This window comes from Streptomyces sp. NPDC026062, from assembly GCF_055568375.1.
In genome coordinates this window covers 106,450-125,579 of the sequence record NZ_JBVHOQ010000028.1, presented here as the reverse complement: position 1 = coordinate 125,579, position 19,130 = coordinate 106,450, and the positions used below count along the sequence as shown (strand labels likewise).

The window sequence follows — 19,130 nt, the reverse complement described above, 5'->3', positions numbered from 1 at the left end:
ACGCTTCCTTTGTACTCACCTCAGAACATTTTCTGGGGCTTTCCTCCGGGCGCTTCCCTTCGGTCTTGCGTTTCCGACTCTATCAGACTCTTTCGCGTCCGATTCCCGGTCGAAGCGGGTCTCGCATTTTCGCTTTCCAGTTCTTCGCTTTCGCGCTTCCCTTTCCGGCGAGTCAGACACTATCAGGCCTTTTCGCCGTCCCTGACCGGCCCCCGCAAGCATGCGGGTGCCCGATATCGGGTTAGGGTTTGAGCTTGATAGGCGCCGCCGACCCCCGACTCAAAGTCGCGTTGGGGCCAGGCAGAAGTACGACAGTACAGGCTGCCGGGAGTCGAGGCAAATCGTTTCCGGTGCACCCCTAGGTCCTCGAACCGTCACGACTCAGGCGGAACCGGGACTTCTTATGACTTACGCTGCTGAGCAGTACGCCGTCCCCCTACAAGCCGCGGCGGCGCCATTGAAGCTCCACTCTGGGAGGCTCCCCCATGACCACTGTGACGTCCCCTCTTGCCGGACGCGCCATCGGGCTCGCTGCCGTACCCGACCCGGTCTTCTCCGGGGCGATGGTTGGCCCCGGGACCGCCATCGACCCCGAGCGCGAGCCGTCCGAGGCCGTCTCGCCGGTCGACGGAATCGTCGTCTCCCTTCACCCGCACGCCTTCGTGGTGGTGGACAGCGACGGACACGGGGTACTGACCCACCTCGGCATCGACACGGTCCAGCTCAACGGCGAGGGCTTCGAGCTGCTCGTGAACAAGGGTGACACCGTCACCCGCGGCCAGGGCGTCGTGCGGTGGGACCCCGTCGCGGTCGAGGCGGCCGGCAAGTCGCCGGTCTGCCCCGTCGTGGCGCTGGAGGCGACGGCCGACTCGCTGTCCGCCGTTGTCGAGGACGGCGACGTGAAGGTCGGCGACGCGTTGTTCGGTTGGCAGTAACGCGTTCGGCTCAGTGAAGGCCGACTGGATATCCACCGCGGAGGCATGGGCCGCCGCACACAACCGGAGACGGGTGACATGCAGACAACGCTGCGAGGCGTAGGCGTGAGCCACGGTGTGGCGATCGGCGAGGTACGGCACATGGGCACGGCTGTGCTCGAACCGCCGGCCAAGCAGATTCCGGCCGAGGAGGCCGAGCGCGAGCAGGGAAGGGCCCGGCAGGCCGTGGAGGCTGTGGCGGCCGACCTCGTCGCGCGCGGCAACCTGGCCGGGGGCGAGGCCCAGCACGTGCTGGATGCCCAGGCCATGATGGCCCAGGACCCCGAGCTCATGGCGGATGTGGACCGGCGCATCGCTGTCGGCAGCACCGCCGAGCGCGGTGTGTACGACGCGTTCGCCTCGTACCGCGCGCTACTGGCCGGGGCGGGTGATTACCTGGCCGGGCGCGTTGCCGATCTCGACGACGTGCGCAACCGGATTGTGGCCCGTCTGCTCGGCGTACCGATGCCCGGTGTGCCGGACAGTGACGAGCCGTACGTACTGATCGCGCGCGACCTGGCTCCGGCTGACACGGCTCTGCTCGACCCCACGCTCGTCCTCGGTTTTGTCACCGAGGAGGGGGGGCCGACGAGTCACAGCGCGATTCTGGCGCGGGCTCTCGGTGTGCCCGCCGTCGTGGCGCTCCCCGGCGCCGGCGAGCTGGCCGAGGGAACCGTGATCGCCGTGGACGGCAGCACCGGCGAGATCTTCGTCGAGCCGAGCGCCGAGAAGCGGGCGGAGATGGAGAGCTCCGCCGCCGCGCGCAAGGCTGCGCTCTCGGCTTCGACCGGTCCCGGTGCGACGTCCGACGGGCACAAGGTGCCGCTGCTCGCCAACATCGGTGGCCCCGGCGATGTGCCGGCAGCCGTCGAGGCCGGGGCGGAGGGCGTGGGGCTCTTCCGTACCGAGTTCCTCTTCCTGGACGACAGCAAGCAGGCTCCGTCCGAGGAGAAGCAGATCGCCGCCTACCGTGCGGTGCTTGAGGCCTTCCCCGAGGGCCGTGTCGTGGTACGGGTGCTGGACGCCGGGGCGGACAAGCCGCTGGAGTTCCTGACACCGGCCGACGAGCCGAACCCGGCGCTGGGCGTGCGCGGGCTGCGCAGTCTGCTGGATCACCCCGATGTGCTGCGGACCCAGCTGACCGCCTTGGCCAAGGCTGCCGAGGGGCTCCCTGTCTACCTTGAGGTCATGGCGCCCATGGTGGCGGACCGGGCTGATGCCAAGGCCTTCGCCGACGCGTGCCGGTCCGCCGGTCTCCAGGCGAAGTTCGGCGCGATGGTCGAGATTCCGTCGGCCGCGCTGAGGGCGCGTTCGGTGTTGCAGGAAGTGGAATTCCTGTCGCTGGGGACCAACGACCTGGCGCAGTACACCTTCGCCGCGGACCGTCAGGTGGGTGCGGTGTCCCGGCTCCAGGACCCGTGGCAGCCCGCGCTGCTGGATCTGGTCGCGATGTCGGCCGACGCGGCCAAGGCCGAGGGCAAGAGCTGTGGTGTCTGTGGTGAGGCCGCCTCCGATCCGCTGCTGGCCTGTGTCCTGACCGGTCTGGGTGTGACGTCGCTGTCGATGGGTGCCGCGTCCATCCCCTACGTACGCACGACGCTGGCGAAGTACACGCTGGCCCAGTGCGAGCGTGCGGCCTCGGCCGCACGGGCGGCCGATTCTGCCGAGGAGGCCCGCCTTGCCGCGCAGGCGGTGCTGTCGGGCGAATAGGGCACCACGCGGGACGACGTTGTCGTGCGAGGTATGAGGGGCTTCCCGCCGGTGCCGGACGCTGTGTCCGGTGCCGGCGGGAAGCCCTTTTGCGTCAGCGGTGCGCCTCCGGTGTGTCGGCACCGATGTCGAAGCCCGCGCAGTACTCCACGCCTGATTCGGGGGCTACGGGTTCACCGGTGTCGGCGTCCGTGCAGTACGCGCTGAACACCTCACCCTCGGTGAGCGGCACAAGGCTGCCGCCGGTCAGGCGCCAGCCGTGGACCCGGTCCGCTGTCCCTGGGGCGCTTGTCCGCAGGACGACTCCCCCATGGCTTTCGAGGGCGATCCCGACGGCGAGCACGGTCACGAATTCGGCGCCCTCCTCCGAGTCGAGGTGCGCGGGGCCTCCGGCGTCGCGCTCGGTGTGCAGGGCGGCGAGCAGTTGCTCGTTCTCCGTGGGAGTGCTGCAGACCAGATGGTGCGTGCCGGGTCCTGCCGCCTCAAGGGTGCGCAGCAGCAGATGGGATGCGCGGTCGAAGGCCGCGCGGCCGATGTCCTGTCCGCAGTCCGCGCAGTCCCCGAGCCCGGCCAGGAGCATCGTGGCGTACTCCCAGGTGGCCCGCCGGACCGCCCGGGCGGCCAGGAGCGGGATCAGGGTGTCGATCGGCTGTCCGGTGTAGGCGATGGTGGCGCCGCAGGCGGCGACCTCCGCGGTGAACCGGCTGCGGCCCTCCGGGGTGTCGGGTGCGATTCCCGATTCGGCGCAGAACTCCGCGTACTCCTCGGGATCGAAGAGGGCGACGGTCGTGTGCATGCCCTGTGCGGCGAGAGTCCTGAGCAGCCCTTCCACCTGCTGCAGATAGACGGTGTGGTCCGTGAAGGCGAAGGTGCGGTAGCGCCGCATCGCCGCGAAGTCCTGTTCATCGGTCAGAAGACCGATGACGCTCGGTGCTTCGCGGCGAAGAGCGCGTCGCATCGTGGTGCCGCTACGGCCCAGGGCTGTGGCCCGCTTGTTCCTGGTCTGCGCCATGATTCCCCCAGTGCGCTGTCGAACATTGCTCACTCAGCGTAATCATCGGCACTGACAGTGGCCTCGGTCAGCGGCGCTCGCGGGCCAGCTCCTCGTAGAAGTGGAGGAGTTCCAGGTTGTCGATGGAGCCGGGGTTGACGGCCTTGGCCAGGGCTGTTCCCTGGAGGAGGCGCTTGACCGGAACCTCGATGCGCTTGCCTGTGAGGGTGTGCGGGATGCCGGGGACCTCGATGACCTCGTCCGGAACGTGGCGCGGTGAGAGGTTCTCGCGAATGGTGCGTTTGATGCGGTCTCGGAGGTCGTCGTCGAGCGCGGCGCCTTCGGCGAGGTGGACGAAGAGGGGCATCCAGTAGCCGCCGTTGGGCTCCTCCAGGCCGATGACGAGGGATTCGCGGATCTCGGGGAGGCGCTCGACGGCTTCGTAGATGTCCGAGGACCCCATGCGGACACCCTGCCGGTTGAGCGTGGAGTCGGAGCGGCCGTGGATGACGACCGATCCCCGGTCGGTGATCGTGATCCAGTCCCCGTGCCGCCATGCGCCCGGGTAGGTCTCGAAGTAGCTCTCGCGGTACCGGCTGCCGTCGGGGTCGTTCCAGAAGCGGACCGGCATGGACGGCATGGGCTGGGTGACGACGAGTTCGCCGACCTCTCCGGTCAGCGGCCGGCCCTCGGGGTCCCAGGCCTGGAGGTCCGTGCCGAGGGATGCGGCCTGGAGCTCGCCGATGTGCACCGGGAGTGTGGGTACGGCGCCGGCGAAGCAGCTGCAGACGTCGGTGCCGCCGCTGACGGAGGCGATCCACAGGTCCTCGGCCACTTCGTCGTGGAGCCAGCGGAATCCGTCGGGCGGGAGCGGGGAGCCGGTGGTGGCGACGCACTGGACGCGCGAGAGGTCGAAGTCCCGCCCCGGGTGGATGCCGGCCTTGCGGCAGGCCATCACGTACGCGGCGGAGGTGCCGAAGAGAGTGGCACCCGTCTGTTCGGCGACGCGCCACTGGGCGCTGACGTCGGGGTAGCCGGGGCTTCCGTCGTACAGAACGAGGGTGGTACCGGTGAGGAGGCCGGAGACGAGGAAGTTCCACATCATCCAGCCGGTGGAGGTGTACCAGAAGAAGCGGTCCTCTGGGCCGAGGTCGCAGTGCAGGCCGAGCTGCTTGAAGTGTTCGAGCAGGATGCCGCCCTGGGACTGGACGATGGCCTTGGGCAGGCCGGTCGTGCCGGAGGAGTAGAGCACCCACAGCGGGTGGTCGAAGGGGACCTGCTCGAAGACCGGTTCCGTGTCCGCCTCCGTGAGGGCGGTCCAGTCGAGGGTGCCTTCGGGCGCGTCGGTCCCGAGGAGTGGGATGTGCACGACGGCGCGCAGGGTGGGCAGTTCCCGGCGCAGTTCGGCGACGGTGTCGGCGCGGTGGTGCTCCTTGCCGCCGTAGCGGTAGCCGTCGACGGTGAACAGGACGACGGGTTCGACCTGCTGGAAGCGGTCGAGGACGCTGCGGGCGCCGAAGTCGGGGGCGCAGGAGGTCCAGACGGCGCCGACCGCGGCGGTGGCGAGGAAGGCGACGACGGCCTGCGGGATGTTGGGGAGGTAACCGCTGACGCGGTCGCCCGGGGTGACGCCGAGGGCGCGGAGTTCGGCCGCGAGCGAGCCGACCTGACGGCGCAGCGCGGACCAGGAGAGGGGGACCTGGGTGTGGGTCTCGTCGACGTGGAGCAGCGCGGGGGCGTCGGCGCGGAGGGGGTCCTCGGCGGCCCGCAGCGCGTGTTCGGCGTAGTTGAGGGTGGCGCCGGGGAACCATGTGGCGCCCGGCATGGAGCGGTCCCCGATGACGGTCTCGTACGGGGTGGCGAACCGGACGTCGAACCATTCGGCGACGGCCTGCCAGAAGGAGCCGAGCTCGTCGACGGACCAGCGGTGCAGGCTCGCGTAACCGCCCTCGGCGGGGGCTCCGTGGTGCGCGGCCGCCCAGCGCTGGAAGCGGGTGACGGCCGCGGCCGCGATCCGGTCCGGGCCGGGCTGCCACAGCGGGGCTTCGTCGGCTGGTGTGGTCATGGGGCGGCTCCCTGGCTCTACGGCTACGCGGTGTGTGCGTGTGTCGCGCGCACGGGCTGGGGTGTGCGCGTGAGGCGGCTTCACGGACGATGCCATGTGATCGTCTTTCGCACCAGGGTTGCCCGCCCATGGTCGCGTGTCCCGGTATGTGGTGCGGCCACGCCTGTGCCGGCCGGTCACGGGTGAACGGAAGCTGAACAACGCCCGATACCGGATCACCGGGTGGCAGGGTGAGCCGCATGGACGGTCGTGACCTGGTGCGCTCGGTGAGATTGGTCGGTTCGAAGCAGGGGCTGCGTACGGTGCGCTCCGCGTGGCGGCGGGCTCGGGCGGACGCGCGGGCGCTGCCCGCGCGCGGTCCGGAGCGGGCGCGGGTCCCGGGGACCGTGGTGGCCGCGGAACCGGAGCCGGGCGGCGGTGTGGTGAGGTTCGCGCGTTCGGAGCTGCGTATCCGGGTGGCGGTGGGCGGGGCGGTCTTCTGGGGGTGGGACGGCGCGGAGCCGTTGCCGTCGTACGCGCTGCCGGGAGCCGCGCCCGGCGCCGATCCCCGGGCGCTGCTGGAGCCGGACAAGGACGGCGGCTGGCAGGTGGTGTCGGAACGGCTGACGGTGGCGGTGTCCCGGCTGGGGGCGGTGGAGCTGCGGACGCCGGGCGGGGTGGTGCTGAGGCGGGAGCTGCCGCCGCGGTGGTGGGAGCCGGTGGCGGGTGGTCCGGCGCGGTGGGTGCAGCGGTCCGAGGTTCCGGCGGACGCGAGGTTCTTCGGGCTGGGCGGGCGGGCTGCGGGTCCTCGGCTCAGGGACGGTGTGTACGGGCTGTGGAACACCGATACGGGTGGCCGGTTCGGTCCCGGGGACGATCCGCTGTATCTGACGATGCCGGTGCAGATGGTGGTCTCGGACGCCGGGACGCATCTGGCGTTCCACGACAACTCCTGGGCGGGGCGGGTGGCGCTGCGCGAGGGCGAGGAGGGGGCGGGCTCCGGTCATGACCGGCCGGGGACGTCCGAGGTGCGGATGGACGGGGGGCCGCTGCGCTGCTGGGTGGTGGTGGGTACGCCGGCCCGGGTGCTCCAGGGGTGGTCGGCTCTGACCGGCGCGCCCGCGCTGCCGCCCTCGTGGGCGCTGGGTCCGCAGCACGCCCGGTGGGGGTTCGGGAGTGAGCAGGAGGTGCGGCGGATCGCCGCGGGGTACCGGGAGCGGGGGCTGCCCCTGTCGGTGCTCCATCTGGACATCGACCATTTCGACGCGCACCGGGTGTTCACGGTGGACCGTGAGCGCTTCCCCGATCTGCCGGGGCTGGCGAAGGAGCTGCGCGAGGACGGGGTGCGGCTGGTGTCGATCGTCGACCCGGCCGTGGCGGCGGTGCCGGGTGACGCCGTCTTCGACACCGGTGCGGCGGTGGGGACTTCGGGCGCGTTCGTCCGGGACGCGCTCGGGCGGACCGTGCGCGGGGAGGTGTGGCCGGGTGAGTGCGTGTATCCGGACTTCACGGATCCGCAGGTGCGCACGTGGTGGGGCGGACTGTACGAGGAGCGGCTGGCGCAGGGATTCTCCGGTGTCTGGCACGACATGAACGAGCCGGTGTCGTTCACGGCGTTCGGTGAGCCGACGCTGCCCCGTTCGTCCCGGCACGCGCTGGAGGGGCGGGGCGGCGATCACCGCGAGGCCCACAACGTGTACGGCCTCGCGATGGCGCGTGCCGGGTACGAGGGGCTGAGCCGGCTGCGGCCCCGGGAGCGGCCGTTCCTCTTCTCGCGGTCCGGCTGGGCGGGGATGCAGCGGTACGGGGGCACCTGGTCCGGTGATGTGGCGACCGGCTGGCCGGGGCTGCGGGCCTCGCTGGCGCTGGTGCTGGGTCTCGGGCTGTGCGGGGTGCCGTATTCGGGGCCGGATGTGGGCGGTTTCGACGGCTCGCCGTCGCCGGAGCTGTATCTGCGGTGGTTCCAGCTGGGGGCGTACCTTCCGCTGTTCCGCACGCACGCGGCGATCGACGCGGGGCGCCGGGAGCCGTGGGAGTTCGGCCCGTCGGTGCTCGACGGTGCGCGGGAGGTGCTGGTGGAGCGGGAGCGGCTGCGCCCGTACTGGGTGACGCTGGCGCATCTGGCCCGGCTGACCGGGGCGCCGTATGTGCGTCCGCTGTGGTGGGCGGTGCCGGGTGACCGGGCGCTGCGGGCGTGCGAGGACGCGTTCCTGCTGGGTGACGCGCTGCTGGTGGCGCCGGTGCTGGAAGCGGGGGCGCGGGAGCGGGCGGTGCGGCTGCCGCCGGGGCGGTGGTACGACACGGTGAGCGGTGCGGTGTACGAGGGGCCCGGCCGGGTGGTGGTCGACGCGCCGCTTGCGCGGGTGCCGGTGCTGGCGCGGGCCGGTGCGGTGATTCCGGTGCGGGGTGCGGACGGCGGGGTGGAGCTGGAGGTGTGGGCTCCGGTGGCGGGGCTCGTTGGGGGTGGTCCGGTGGTCCGTGACGCGGGTGACGGATGGGAGCCGGCGGTGGTCGAGCGGTACGTGACGCGGCTGGTGGGCGGCCGGGTCGTGGTGGAGCGGGACGGCGAGGAGGGGCTGGTGGACTGTCCGGTCCGGGTGCGCGGGCTCTGAGCGCGGGAAGCGCGGGCGCGGTCAGCGGTAGCGGCCGGCGAACCAGGAGCGGACCGCCTCGGTGTGGAGGGGGAAGGCGAGCTCTTCGGGGGCGCGCAGCACCGCGTATCCGGACGTCTCGGCAGTGGGCACGGACGGCGGGAGTGCGGCGGCCGGGCGGGCGGGGAGCAGGCCGAACAGGAGCAGATGGCCTTCGGGGTCGCTGAGGGCGTCGGCGAGCCGGACCTCGTCGCGTCCGGCCTCGATGCCGGTCTCCTCGCGGAGTTCGCGTACGACCGCGTGTTTCCAGTCCTCGTCGTGGTCGATGAAGCCGCCGGGGAGGGCGGTGCCGCCGAGGCGGGGTTCGATGGTGCGGGTGATGACGACGAGTCCGGTGCCGCCCCGGCCGGTGACGGGGAGCAGGGCGACGGCGACCGGCAGCGGGTTGCGGTAGGCGGTGGTTCCGCAGGCCGTGCAGGTGCGGGGCCAGGCCGAGGGGGAGCCGAGTGCGGTGTACGGGGTTCCGCAGCTGCCGCAGTGGGAGTGCTTCACAGGCTTGACCGGCTTCCTCGTCGTCGCGGGCACGCGCGGACTGTATCCGATCGCCCACCCGGGAGGCCCCGGCCAGGGGACGATGTGCTCATGACATCCATGGGTTCCGTATTCCGTGTCCTGGCGGCGGCTGCCGCCACTCTGCTCGCCGTCACCGCCGCCGCCCCTGTGGCGCAGGCGAAGCCCGAGCCGAAGGCTCCCTTGGAGTTCGTCGCGCTGCGCTCGGTGGATCGCACGATCATCCAGGAGATGCGCTACCCCACCGGCCACGACTTCATGGGGGTACCGGTCGACGGGTACCGTCAGCCGCTGTGCGTCCTGACCCGGCCGGCGGCCGAGGCGCTGCACAGGGCCCAGGTCCGGCTGCTGGCGCAGGGCTACTCGCTGAAGGTGTACGACTGCTACCGGCCCCAGCGGGCGGTCGACCACTTCGTGCGGTGGGCGAAGGATCTGGGCGACGAGACGATGAAGGGCGAGTTCTATCCGCAGGTCGACAAGACCCGCCTGTTCGCGGACGGTTACATCGCCGAGAAGTCCGGGCACAGCCGGGGCAGCACGGTGGACCTGACCTTGGTGCGGCTGCCGGCGCAGCCGACCAGGCCGTACCGTCCGGGCGAGAAGCTGGTGCCGTGCTACGCGCCGCGGAGCGAACGTTTCCCGGACAACTCGGTGGACATGGGAACCGGCTTCGACTGCTTCGACACGCTCTCGCACACGGACGATCCGCGGATCCAGGGCGTGCAGCGCGCCAACCGCCAGTTCCTCAAGAGGACGCTCAGCGACGCCGGTTTCGTGAATCTGGCCGAGGAGTGGTGGCACTACACCTTCAAGCCCGAGCTGTTTCCGGACACCTACTTCGACTTCCCGGTGGCCCGCAGTTCCGTCGCCGGCCATTGAACGGGCACACCCGGCGGAGAAGGTGAGCGGACGGCCGGGACCACCCCCGTGGGTTCCGGCCGCCCTGTCTCCTTCTCGGACGCGTACCTGCCGTATCCGGTTGCCGGTCCAGCCATTACGGTGCCCCTATGTCACAGCAGACGTTCGATTCGTACGAAGAATTCTGGCCCTACTACGTCGCGATGCACTCCCGCGCCGCGACCCGCTGGGTCCATCTCACCGGCACCCTGACCGGTCTCGCGATCACCGCCTACGGACTGGCGCGCGGCCGCAAGCGGTATGCGGCGGCGCTGCCGCTGATCGGGTACGGAACCGCCTGGCCCGCCCATTTCCTGATCGAGAAGAACAACCCGGCCACCTTCGGCCATCCCGCCTGGTCGCTGCGTGGTGACGCGCAGATGATCGGGATGATGCTGACCGGCCGCGACCGGGAGCTCGCGGAGACCGCTGCCAAGTGGCTCGCCGACAACAGCTGACCGTGGCACACTTCTGACGTTCCGTCAGATCCAGTGCCGGGAGGGGCTTTGTCGCGCAAGCGCATACCTGTGGTGGCCGGGTGGTTCACCGAGGAAAGCACGGAGGGGGACTTCCGGCTGCTGGGCACCCGCTGCCCGCTCTGCTCGTCGGTCTTCTTCCCGCCCCTGAAGGGGCTCTGCCGCAATCCGGGCTGCTCGGGCGGCGAACTCGTCGAGGTGCCGCTGTCCCGGCGCGGCACGGTCTGGTCGTACACCGACGGCCGCTACCGGCCGCCCGCCCCCTATCTCTCGGATCCGGAGACGCCCTGGGAGCCGTACACACTGGTGGCGGTGGAGCTGGCGGCCGAGCGGATGGTCGTACTCGGGCAGGCGGCGCCCGGCGTCGGGGTCGGGGATCTCTCGGTCGGGATGACGGTGGAGGCCGTGCCCGGGGTAATGGAACCCGGCCCCGGTGACGACGGGGCCGTGCGCACCACCTGGCACTGGCGGCCGGTCGCCGCCGGCTCCGGGGACGGTGCGGCATGAGCGGGGACGTGGCCGTCCTCGGGGCGGGCATGCATCCCTGGGGCAAGTGGGGCCGCAGTTTTGTGGAGTACGGCACCGCGGCCGCCCGTGACGCGCTCGGCGACGCGGGCATCGAGTGGCGCGACGTACAGTCCGTGGTCGGCGCGGACACCGTGCGCGGCGGCTATCCGGGATATGTGTCCGGGGCGACCTTCGCCCAGGCGCTGGGGTGGCAGGGCGCCAGGGTGACCAGTGTGTACGCGGCCTGCGCGTCGGGCGCCCAGGCGGTGAACACGGCCAGGGCGCAGATCCTGGCCGGCATGGCGGACGTCGTGCTCGTGGTGGGCGCGGACGCCGCCCCCAAAGGGTTCTTCGCCCCGGCGGGCGGCGAACGGCCCGATGATCCGGACTGGCTCAGGTTCCGGGTGCTGGGCGCGACCAATCCCGCGTACTTCGCGCTGTACGCCCGGCGCCGGATGGCCCTGTACGGGGACACCCCCGAGGACTTCGCCCGGGTCAAGGTGAAGAACGCGGCGGCCGGAGCGCTGAACCCGAACGCCCGCTACCGGGCGCCGGTGAGCGCCGAGCAGGTCGCGGCCTCCGCCGTGGTCGCCGATCCGCTGCGGCTGCTGGACATCTGCGCCACCTCCGACGGAGCCGCTGCCCTCGTCCTGTCCAGCATGGACTTCGCCCGCCGCCACGGGGCGGCCGACCCGGTCCGCATCCGTGCCGTGTCGACCGTGACGCCCATCTATCCGAAAGCGGTGCTCGATCTGCCGGACATCGCCACGGATTCGGCGGTGGCCGTCGAACCGTCGCCCCTGAGTTTCCGCGCCTCGATCGCGCGCGCCGCGTACGAGGAAGCGGGCATCGGCCCCGGAGACCTGTCCCTGGCCGAGGTCTACGACCTCTCCACCGCGCTGGAGCTGGAGTGGTACGAGGACATCGGGCTGTGCGCCCCGGGCGAGGGGGCGGCGCTCGTGCGCGCGGGGACCACGGCGCTCGGCGGGCGCGTTCCGGTGAACCCGAGCGGCGGGCTCGCCTCCTTCGGTGAAGCGGTGCCGGCCCAGGCCATCGCCCAGGTCTGCGAGCTGACCTGGCAGCTGCGGGGCACAGCCGGGGAACGGCAGGTTCCGGGGGCGCGGGCCGGGATCACTGCGAACCAGGGGCTGTTCGGTCACGGCTCCGCCGTCGTGGCGGTGCGCTGAGCGTCACCCCGGTGCCCGCACCCATCCCCAACTGCGTTTGCTGTCAGTCTTCTTGACGCCACATCAAGCGCGGTGAACACTCCATTCCCAGCCGACGCCGTCCTCCCCCATCACGGCGGCCGGCTGGTCCCACGCTCGTCACGGTCGCCGGGCGGGGCACGGCTCCTGCCTGCTCCCGGCCTCCGTAGCCATGGAAGCGCCCGGCGAAACCCGCCGGACAACCACTGGGAGCGCCATGAGCAATGGAGACATCTTCACCGGGGAACTCCTCGGAACCGCCGTCCTCGTCCTCTTCGGCGCCGGCGTCTGCGCCGCCGTCACGCTTCACCACTCGAAGGCCAGGGCCGCCGGCTGGGTCGTCATCGCCTTCGGATGGGGCTTCGGCGTACTCGCCGGGGCCTACACCGCCGCCCCGCTGTCGGGCGGCCACCTCAATCCGGCGGTGACCGTCGGCATCGCCGTCGACACCGGCGAATGGGACAAGGTCCCCCTCTACATCCTGGGTCAGCTGACCGGTGCCGTCATCGGCGCGGTGCTGGCCTGGCTGACGTACTACGCGCAGTTCCGCGCCAACGCCGACGAGGACACCTCCGGGCCCACGCTCGGGATCTTCGCGACCGCCCCGGAGATCCGGAATCCGGTGGCCAACCTCGTCACCGAGATCATCGCGACAGCCGCTCTGGTACTGCCGATCCTGGCTTTCGGCAAGAACGAGGGGATCGCGATCGGTCCGGTCGCGGGGGCCGGTGCCGGCATCTACGGCTCCGGGATCTCCGTACTCCTGGTGTCCCTCCTCGTGGTGGGCATCGGTCTCTCACTGGGCGGGCCCACCGGCTATGCCATCAACCCGGCCCGCGATCTCGGTCCCCGGCTGGTGCATTCACTGCTCCCGATACCGAACAAGGGGACATCCGACTGGAGTTACGCCTGGATACCGGTAGTGGGGCCGCTCGTGGGCGGGCTGCTGGGCGGTCTCGTGTTCAACGCCGCGTTCTGAGGACCGTGCCGGATCCACCCGACGGACAAAGGAAGCCATGACGATCAGGTACGTCGCCGCCATCGACCAGGGCACCACTTCCAGCCGCTGCATCATCTTCGACCAGGACGGGGCCGTCGTCGCCGTCGACCAGCGCGAGCACCGGCAGATCTTCCCCCGTCCGGGCTGGGTGGAGCACGACGCCGCCGAGATCTGGACGACCGTGCAGGCCGTCGTCGCCGGAGCCCTGGACCGGGCCGGCCTGCGGGCGGACCGGCTCACCGCTCTCGGCATCACCAACCAGCGCGAGACGACCGTGCTCTGGGACAGGGCCACCGGGGTCCCCGTCCACCACGCCATCGTCTGGCAGGACACCCGCACCGCGGATCTCTGCGACGAGCTCGGTGGCGCCGACGGGCAGGACCGGTTCCGCGCCACCACCGGCCTTCCGCTGGCCAGCTACTTCTCCGGCCCCAAGGCGGCCTGGCTGCTGGACCACGTGCCCGGTCTGCGCGAACGGGCCGAGCGCGGCGAGATCGCGTTCGGGACGATGGACACCTGGCTGATCTGGAATCTCACCGGCGGTACCGCGGGTGGAGTCCACGTCACGGACGTGACCAACGCGTCGCGCACCATGCTGATGGACCTGGAAACGCTGCGGTGGGACCCGTCGATCCTGGCCGCCATGAATATCCCGGCGGCCGTGCTTCCTGAGATCAGATCGTCGTCCGAGGTGTACGGAACGGCCGTGGGCGCGCTCGCCGGGGTGCCTGTCGCCTCGGCCCTGGGCGACCAGCAGGCCGCCGTCTTCGGCCAGGCCTGTTACGACCCGGGCACGGCCAAGAACACGTACGGCACCGGAAGTTTCCTGCTGCTCAACACCGGGAACCGCCCCGTGCCCTCCAAGAACGGGCTGATCACCACCGTCGGCTACCGGATCGGCGACGAGGCGCCCGTCTACTGCCTGGAGGGGTCGATCGCGATCACCGGAGCACTCGTGCAGTGGTTCCGCGACCAGCTCGGGATCATCGGCAGCGCGGCGGAGATCGAGACGCTGGCCGCGAGCGTCGAGGACAACGGCGGGGCGTACATCGTGCCCGCGTTCTCCGGACTGTTCGCCCCCTACTGGCGCTCCGACGCCCGGGGGGTGATCACCGGACTGACCGGCTACGTCACCAAGGCACATCTGGCGCGCGCCGTCCTGGAGGCGACCAGCTGGCAGACGCGTGAGGTCGTCGACGCGATGTACCAGGACTCGGGCGTGCCGATCAGCACGCTCAAGGTGGACGGCGGTATGACGGCCAACCAGCTGCTGATGCAGCATCAGGCGGATGTGCTGGGTGTTCCGGTGATCCGGCCGAGGATCGCGGAGACCACATGCCTGGGCGCGGCGTACGCGGCGGGGCTGGCGACCGGCGTGTGGCAGGGGCTCGACGAGCTCAGGACGCACTGGCAGCGCGATGCGGAGTGGCGGCCCCGGATGGAACCGGAGGCCCGCGAACGCGAGTACGGCAACTGGCGCAAGGCGGTGGAGCGGAGCCTCGGCTGGCAGGAGTAGCCGCAGGACTTCGCTTTCCCCTCGCTCACCGACGCGCGGCCCGTACCCCTGTCGGCGGGGGTACGGGCCGCGTTCCGCCCTCCGGGTCCTACGTGGTGACCGGCTCGCGAAGCCGGTCCACCCGGGCCACCGCGTGCTCCACGACGGCCACCAGGACATCCCGTACGGACGACCGGTCACGTGCGTCGCACATGAGCACCGGCACCTGCGGATCCAGGTCCAGCGCCGCCCGCACGGTCCCGGCGGGGAACCGGTCGGCACCCTCGAAGCAGTTGACGGCCACGGCGAACGGGATCTCACGGCGCTCGAAGTAGTCGACCGCCGCGAAGCAGTCCTTGAGCCGGCGGGTGTCCGCGAGGACGACCGCCCCCAGCGCGCCCTGGGCGAGCTCGTCCCAGAGGAACCAGAAGCGGTCCTGTCCGGGCGTTCCGAACAGGTACAGCACCAGGTCCTCGCGCAAGGTGATCCGCCCGAAGTCCATCGCCACCGTCGTCGTGCTCTTCGCCTCGACACCGTCCAGGTCGTCCACCGGACGCCCTGCCTCGCTCAGTCTCTCCTCCGTGCGCAGCGGCCTGATCTCGCTGACCGCGCCCACCAGGGTCGTCTTGCCCACTCCGAAGCCGCCCGCCACCAGGATTTTGAGGGTAACGGGCTCAACGGGCCGCCTGCTGCGGCTAGAGCGCCCGAAGGCCATTGATCACCTCGCGAAGAATGTTCACATCCGGCAGCTCGGCCGGCGGAACGGGACGGGTCACGTGCACCAGCTCGTCCTCGACAAGATCGCCGACCAGGACCCGGACCACCCCGACAGGGAGGTCCAGACCGGCGGCGAGCTCGGCGATCGACTGAGGCATGTCACTGCAGAGTTCGACGATCTCCACATGTTCCGGGGAGAGCATCTGGTCTCCGCCGGGATCGTCGGCCGCGGGTTCCGGCATGACGATCGCGATCAGGTCGAGGCGGTGCCGGGACGCGCTGCTGGTACGTCCCCTGGTCATGGCGTACGGGCGGACCACCGGCCCCGCGTCGGCGTCGTACCAGCGCGAGGACTGCGGATCGCCGGGGTTCCGGGGGGCACGGGAGGTGTCGGCGTTCATCCCGTCCACTCACCTTCCGGTGGACTGACCGGTCGTCCGCGGTGTGTTGGCCAGGTGGGCTCCCACGCGCTTGACCATGAGCGTCATCTCGTACGCCACCTGCCCGACGTCCGAGTCGGAATCGGCGAGCACGGCGAGGCAGCTGCCGTCACCGGCCGCTGTGACGAAGAGGAACGCCTCGTCGAGCTCGACGACGGTCTGCCGGACCCGGCCGGCGTCGAAGTGGCGGCCGACACCCTTGGCGAGGCTGTGGAACCCCGAGGCGACGGCCGCGAGGTGCTCGCTGTCCTCGCGGGTCAGGTCCTTGGACGCGCCGGTGGGGAGTCCGTCGCTGGAGAGGACCAGCGCCTTGCGGATGCTGGCGACGCGCTCGACGAGTTCGTCGAGGAGCCAGTTGAGTTCACCTGACCCCTGGCGTGCGGAGTTGAGTGCTGCGGCGTTCGGTGCGGTCATGGACCGTCCCTTCCCGGAGTGGTTCCGTGTGCTGAGTCACCGGGGCCGTTCACGTCCTCGGCGTTCTGCAGGCGTCCGCGCTGCCAGCCGCGCTGGAGCGAGGCCATGCGGTCGCGTACCTCGTCGGCGTCCCGCTCGATGTCCTCGGCGCTCTCCACCCGGTCCGGCCCGGCGGCGTCCGGTCCCTCACGCAGGCGCGGGGCGAGGCTGGCCTGCCTGACCCTGCGGGGCAGCCCGCCCAGGGTGTCGGGGGCGGCCGGCGGGGACGGGACCGCGGCCGGGGACGACCGGGGCGCAGGCGCGGACGGCGTGACTTCGGCGGGCCCCGCGGAGGTCCGGGGGCCGGTGGACGGCCGGGGTTCGGCGGGGCGGCGCCATTCCTCGTGCTCGACGGGGCCAGTCACCGAAGGCTGGTCCTCGTGCCGCACGGGGCCGGTCACCGGGCGCCGGGCCGAGGGGCGCGCGGGCTCCGGATCGGGGGTCGTGGGGTGGGCGCGGCCGTTCTCGTCGACGCGGCGGCCCCGGTCGGTGACGAGGGTCGGCGGTCTGCGGCGGGGCAGCGGGCGCGGGCCGTCCGGGCGGAGTGCCCGGACGCCGTCCGGTTCCTCGGCGCGGTCGGCCGCCTGCTGATGCTGCTCGCGGTCGTCGTCGCGCCGGAGTTCACGGGCGCGGAAGATGCCACCGCGCTCGCTCTCGGTGTCGTCCAGGTCGGGGACTCCGTCGAGCAGGGGGTCGGGGCCCCGATCCACGACGGCTTCGAGGAGCGGGTCGCGGTCGAAGTCCCGCATCGCGAGGGGCCCTTCGAGCTCTACCGGGCCGTCCAGCAGGGCCGGGTCCGCCAGTCCGCTGGGGACCGGGGAGAGGCTTCCCTGCCGGTCCTGCGGGCGGGCGGCGGTGAGGTGGCGGTCCGGTGTTCCCTCCCCCGTTCCCCCGGGCGGCTCGCTGTCCGGCCTGCCACCGGCTATCGCCTTCTCGGACCTGCGGTCGAGACGGAATCCGGTGCCGTGCGAGTCCGGGGCGTCGGTGAGCAGCGCGGCCGGAATGAAGACGACGGCGGTGGTGCCTCCGTAGGGGGAGGTCTGGAGCGACACGCGGACGTTCTGCCGCTGGGCCAGCCGGCTGACGACGAAGAGGCCGAGCCGGTCGGTGTCGGACAGTTCGAACTCGGGAGTCTCCGCGAGCCGGAGGTTGGCGTCCAGAAGTACGTCGGGGGGCATCCCCAGGCCCCGGTCGTGGATTTCGAGGGTGAAGCCGTTGGCGACCCGTTCGCCGTGCACCTGGACCGCGGTGTGCGGGGGCGAGAACACCGCCGCGTTCTCCAGGAGTTCGGCGATGAGATGGGTGAGGTCGGCGACCGCGGGGCCGCCCACGCCGATCCGCGGGAGCCTGCGGACCTCGATCCGTTCGTAGTCCTCGACCTCGGCGACCGCGGCGCGCACCACGTCCATGAGCTGGATGGGCTTGCGCCACTGGCGGGAGGGGGCGGCTCCGGAAAGGATCACCAGCCCCTCGGCATGGCGCCGCATCCGGGTGGTGAGGTGGTCGAGGCGGAACAGGTCGGCGAGTTCGTCGGTGTTCTCGGTGCGGCGCTCCATCGTGTCCAGGAGCGTCAGCTGGCGGTGCAGCAGCACCTGGTTGCGGCGGGCGAGGTTGACGAACACCTCGGAGACCCCGCGCCGCATCGCCGCCTGCTTGACGGCCGCCTCGACTGCTGCCCGTTGCAGGGTGTTGAGCGCCTGCCCGACCTGGCCGATCTCGTCCCGCTCGTACTGGAGGTACGGGGACTCGGTCTCGACGTCGACCTGTTCGCCGGCGGCGAGACGGCGCATCACGCTGGGCAGCCGCACTCCTGAGACCTCGTGGGCGTCCTTGCGCAGACGGGAGAGGTCACGGATGAGCTCACGGCCGATGCGTACGGACACGAAGACGGAGACGAGCAGGGCGAGGAATCCGAGCACTCCGGCGGCGCCCGCCTTGATCAGGACGCTGTAGCCGGCGGGCTTGCCCCGGTCCTGGAAGCGGTTGTTCATCTCGGTCGAGTCGTTGGCCAGCCGGTCCAGGACCGGTGGCGCCACCTCCTGCCAGCGGGCGCTGTCCACGGCTCGGGAGTTGCTGGTGGGCCCCTGGGTGAGGAGACTTTCCTCGGCGGTGCGCAGCGGTTCGCTGTCGGGTCCCGTCCAGTACTGCTCCACACGGCGCCGCTCGGAAGCGGGGAGCACCTGAAGGTTGATCTCGTACAGGAGCCTGCGGCCGGCCACCAGATCGGAGATCTGCCGGAGCTCCGGAGCGGTGAACCGCCCTGCCAGGAGCCCTGAGGCGATCAGTGCGTCCTCCCTGGCGAGCATCTCGCGGGCGCGCGAGACACCGGTCAGCGCACGGACCTGCTTGTCCATGGACACGTTCTCCATCGTGTGGAGGCCGGTCAGGAAGCTGTAGCAGGGGTCGATGAGGCGGTTGTAGTAGTCCATCGCCTTGGCGCGGTCGATGGTGCGCCGGTCGACGGAGTCACGGAGGGCGTCGAGCTCCTCGACCGCTCCGAGGATCGAGCTGAGCTGGGTTTCGGCGTCGGGACTCAGTGCGTCGCGGATGTCCTTCTGCTGCGCGCTGGAGGTCACACGCTCCACGACCCGGTCGGTGACCGCGCGCTGCGTGCGCAGGATCGGCAGGGCGTCGGAGGCCCGCGGGTCGGCGAGGAACACAAGGGTCTGACGGCGCTCGTTCTGGACGGCCCTGACCGTGTCCTCCAGGGGGTGGCCGACCTTCTCCACGATGGTGCTCGCGCTCAGCAGCTGGCCTGCCTCGCGGCCGGTGAGATAGGTGGCGAAGCCCCAGAGTGCGGTGAGGGAGACGAGCGGCACCAGAAGCAACGCCACGATCTTCCTGCGGATGGACTTTCCGCGAAAGCGCATGGCCTCCCCCAGCTCGGCCCCGCGGAGCGGGAACGGTGTTCCGTCAACAAACGGCGCGAGCCTACTACCGACACACAGACAACTCGAAGGCACATCCGGACGATTTTCGGCCGCCTTACTGGGAGTTGACCATGAGTTGTCCCGGTATTCCGGGAGATGAAATTCGCGAATACGACAGAAGGCGCCTATC

The 19,130-nt window shown here is 71.1% G+C and carries 16 protein-coding genes; 9 read left to right on the top strand and 7 right to left on the bottom strand.

Annotated elements, in window-relative coordinates:
• The first annotated feature begins 485 nt into the window (after positions 1 to 485).
• Positions 486 to 935 carry a PTS sugar transporter subunit IIA gene (locus tag ACZ4LX_RS24695; RefSeq protein ID WP_467643810.1) on the top strand — a complete coding sequence of 150 codons (450 nt, stop codon included), beginning with the start codon at positions 486 to 488 and terminating at the stop codon, positions 933 to 935.
• A gap of 78 nt (positions 936 to 1,013) precedes the next feature.
• Positions 1,014 to 2,684: a phosphoenolpyruvate--protein phosphotransferase gene (gene ptsP / locus ACZ4LX_RS24690; RefSeq protein WP_467643807.1), complete on the top strand. Its 1,671-nt coding sequence runs from the start codon at positions 1,014 to 1,016 to the stop codon at positions 2,682 to 2,684.
• 94 nt (positions 2,685 to 2,778) lie between these two features.
• On the opposite strand, the gene ACZ4LX_RS24685 is transcribed toward ptsP, so the two are convergent.
• Together ACZ4LX_RS24685 and ACZ4LX_RS24680 are read right to left on the bottom strand one after the other, a co-directional pair.
• A complete protein-coding gene (locus ACZ4LX_RS24685; RefSeq protein ID WP_467643805.1) occupies positions 2,779 to 3,696 on the bottom strand; it encodes a hypothetical protein in 918 nt (305 codons plus the stop codon).
• A gap of 67 nt (positions 3,697 to 3,763) precedes the next feature.
• Positions 3,764 to 5,740 carry an acetoacetate--CoA ligase gene (locus ACZ4LX_RS24680; RefSeq protein ID WP_467643803.1) on the bottom strand — a complete coding sequence of 659 codons (1,977 nt, stop codon included), beginning with the start codon at positions 5,738 to 5,740 and terminating at the stop codon, positions 3,764 to 3,766.
• Between the two features lie 239 nt (positions 5,741 to 5,979).
• Between ACZ4LX_RS24680 and ACZ4LX_RS24675 the strand changes: the two genes are divergently transcribed.
• Positions 5,980 to 8,331 carry a glycoside hydrolase family 31 protein gene (locus ACZ4LX_RS24675; protein WP_467643799.1) on the top strand — a complete coding sequence of 784 codons (2,352 nt, stop codon included), beginning with the start codon at positions 5,980 to 5,982 and terminating at the stop codon, positions 8,329 to 8,331.
• Between the two features lie 21 nt (positions 8,332 to 8,352).
• On the opposite strand, the gene ACZ4LX_RS24670 is transcribed toward ACZ4LX_RS24675, so the two are convergent.
• A complete protein-coding gene (locus tag ACZ4LX_RS24670; RefSeq protein WP_467643796.1) occupies positions 8,353 to 8,895 on the bottom strand; it encodes an NUDIX domain-containing protein in 543 nt (180 codons plus the stop codon).
• A gap of 57 nt (positions 8,896 to 8,952) precedes the next feature.
• On the opposite strand from ACZ4LX_RS24670, the gene ACZ4LX_RS24665 reads away from it, so the two are divergent.
• The 6 genes from ACZ4LX_RS24665 to glpK all read left to right on the top strand — a co-directional run bounded on the left by ACZ4LX_RS24665 (position 8,953) and on the right by glpK (position 14,481).
• Positions 8,953 to 9,759: a M15 family metallopeptidase gene (locus tag ACZ4LX_RS24665; RefSeq protein ID WP_467643794.1), complete on the top strand. Its 807-nt coding sequence runs from the start codon at positions 8,953 to 8,955 to the stop codon at positions 9,757 to 9,759.
• 128 nt (positions 9,760 to 9,887) lie between these two features.
• Positions 9,888 to 10,235 (top strand): Mpo1-like protein, encoded by a 348-nt coding sequence (locus ACZ4LX_RS24660; protein WP_467643791.1) that lies wholly within the window; start codon positions 9,888 to 9,890, stop codon positions 10,233 to 10,235.
• A 48-nt stretch (positions 10,236 to 10,283) separates the two neighbouring features.
• Positions 10,284 to 10,760 (top strand): Zn-ribbon domain-containing OB-fold protein, encoded by a 477-nt coding sequence (locus ACZ4LX_RS24655; protein WP_467643788.1) that lies wholly within the window; start codon positions 10,284 to 10,286, stop codon positions 10,758 to 10,760.
• The gene (locus tag ACZ4LX_RS24650) at positions 10,757 to 11,947 is read left to right on the top strand and encodes a lipid-transfer protein (RefSeq protein ID WP_467643785.1); all 1,191 of its coding nucleotides are present in this window, start codon (positions 10,757 to 10,759) and stop codon (positions 11,945 to 11,947) included. The genes ACZ4LX_RS24655 and ACZ4LX_RS24650 overlap by 4 nt, the downstream gene beginning before the upstream one ends.
• Positions 11,948 to 12,182: 235 nt before the next feature.
• Positions 12,183 to 12,944, top strand: coding sequence for an MIP/aquaporin family protein (locus tag ACZ4LX_RS24645; RefSeq protein WP_467643782.1), 762 nt, complete (start codon positions 12,183 to 12,185; stop codon positions 12,942 to 12,944).
• A 37-nt stretch (positions 12,945 to 12,981) separates the two neighbouring features.
• Positions 12,982 to 14,481 (top strand): glycerol kinase GlpK, encoded by a 1,500-nt coding sequence (gene glpK / locus ACZ4LX_RS24640; RefSeq protein ID WP_467643779.1) that lies wholly within the window; start codon positions 12,982 to 12,984, stop codon positions 14,479 to 14,481.
• An 88-nt stretch (positions 14,482 to 14,569) separates the two neighbouring features.
• Here the strand turns inward: glpK and ACZ4LX_RS24635 are convergent, their stop codons facing one another.
• Genes ACZ4LX_RS24635 through ACZ4LX_RS24620 form a run of 4 tightly spaced genes read right to left on the bottom strand, consistent with a single transcriptional unit; the run spans position 14,570 to position 18,940 of the window.
• Positions 14,570 to 15,175, bottom strand: coding sequence for a GTP-binding protein (locus ACZ4LX_RS24635; protein WP_467643777.1), 606 nt, complete (start codon positions 15,173 to 15,175; stop codon positions 14,570 to 14,572).
• The gene (locus ACZ4LX_RS24630; protein WP_467643775.1) at positions 15,156 to 15,578 is read right to left on the bottom strand and encodes a DUF742 domain-containing protein; all 423 of its coding nucleotides are present in this window, start codon (positions 15,576 to 15,578) and stop codon (positions 15,156 to 15,158) included. The genes ACZ4LX_RS24635 and ACZ4LX_RS24630 overlap by 20 nt, the downstream gene beginning before the upstream one ends.
• A gap of 9 nt (positions 15,579 to 15,587) precedes the next feature.
• On the bottom strand, positions 15,588 to 16,031 hold the full coding sequence (locus ACZ4LX_RS24625) for a roadblock/LC7 domain-containing protein (RefSeq protein WP_467643772.1): 444 nt from the start codon (positions 16,029 to 16,031) through the stop codon (positions 15,588 to 15,590).
• Positions 16,028 to 18,940 (bottom strand): sensor histidine kinase, encoded by a 2,913-nt coding sequence (locus tag ACZ4LX_RS24620; protein ID WP_467643769.1) that lies wholly within the window; start codon positions 18,938 to 18,940, stop codon positions 16,028 to 16,030. The genes ACZ4LX_RS24625 and ACZ4LX_RS24620 overlap by 4 nt, the downstream gene beginning before the upstream one ends.
• Positions 18,941 to 19,130 lie beyond the last annotated feature (190 nt).

What these genes read in the sequence shown, in the direction of transcription:
- ACZ4LX_RS24695 (WP_467643810.1), top strand. Translation starts at nt 486, where the DNA reads ATGACCACTGTGACGTCCCCTCTTGCCGGACGCGCCATCGGGCTCGCT.
- ptsP (WP_467643807.1), top strand. Translation starts at nt 1,014, where the DNA reads ATGCAGACAACGCTGCGAGGCGTAGGCGTGAGCCACGGTGTGGCGATC.
- ACZ4LX_RS24685 (WP_467643805.1), bottom strand. Translation starts at nt 3,696, where the DNA reads ATGGCGCAGACCAGGAACAAGCGGGCCACAGCCCTGGGCCGTAGCGGC.
- ACZ4LX_RS24680 (WP_467643803.1), bottom strand. Translation starts at nt 5,740, where the DNA reads ATGACCACACCAGCCGACGAAGCCCCGCTGTGGCAGCCCGGCCCGGAC.
- ACZ4LX_RS24675 (WP_467643799.1), top strand. Translation starts at nt 5,980, where the DNA reads ATGGACGGTCGTGACCTGGTGCGCTCGGTGAGATTGGTCGGTTCGAAG.
- ACZ4LX_RS24665 (WP_467643794.1), top strand. Translation starts at nt 8,953, where the DNA reads ATGACATCCATGGGTTCCGTATTCCGTGTCCTGGCGGCGGCTGCCGCC.
- ACZ4LX_RS24660 (WP_467643791.1), top strand. Translation starts at nt 9,888, where the DNA reads ATGTCACAGCAGACGTTCGATTCGTACGAAGAATTCTGGCCCTACTAC.
- ACZ4LX_RS24650 (WP_467643785.1), top strand. Translation starts at nt 10,757, where the DNA reads ATGAGCGGGGACGTGGCCGTCCTCGGGGCGGGCATGCATCCCTGGGGC.
- ACZ4LX_RS24645 (WP_467643782.1), top strand. Translation starts at nt 12,183, where the DNA reads ATGAGCAATGGAGACATCTTCACCGGGGAACTCCTCGGAACCGCCGTC.
- glpK (WP_467643779.1), top strand. Translation starts at nt 12,982, where the DNA reads ATGACGATCAGGTACGTCGCCGCCATCGACCAGGGCACCACTTCCAGC.
- ACZ4LX_RS24635 (WP_467643777.1), bottom strand. Translation starts at nt 15,175, where the DNA reads ATGGCCTTCGGGCGCTCTAGCCGCAGCAGGCGGCCCGTTGAGCCCGTT.
- ACZ4LX_RS24630 (WP_467643775.1), bottom strand. Translation starts at nt 15,578, where the DNA reads ATGAACGCCGACACCTCCCGTGCCCCCCGGAACCCCGGCGATCCGCAG.
- ACZ4LX_RS24625 (WP_467643772.1), bottom strand. Translation starts at nt 16,031, where the DNA reads ATGACCGCACCGAACGCCGCAGCACTCAACTCCGCACGCCAGGGGTCA.
- ACZ4LX_RS24620 (WP_467643769.1), bottom strand. Translation starts at nt 18,940, where the DNA reads ATGCGCTTTCGCGGAAAGTCCATCCGCAGGAAGATCGTGGCGTTGCTT.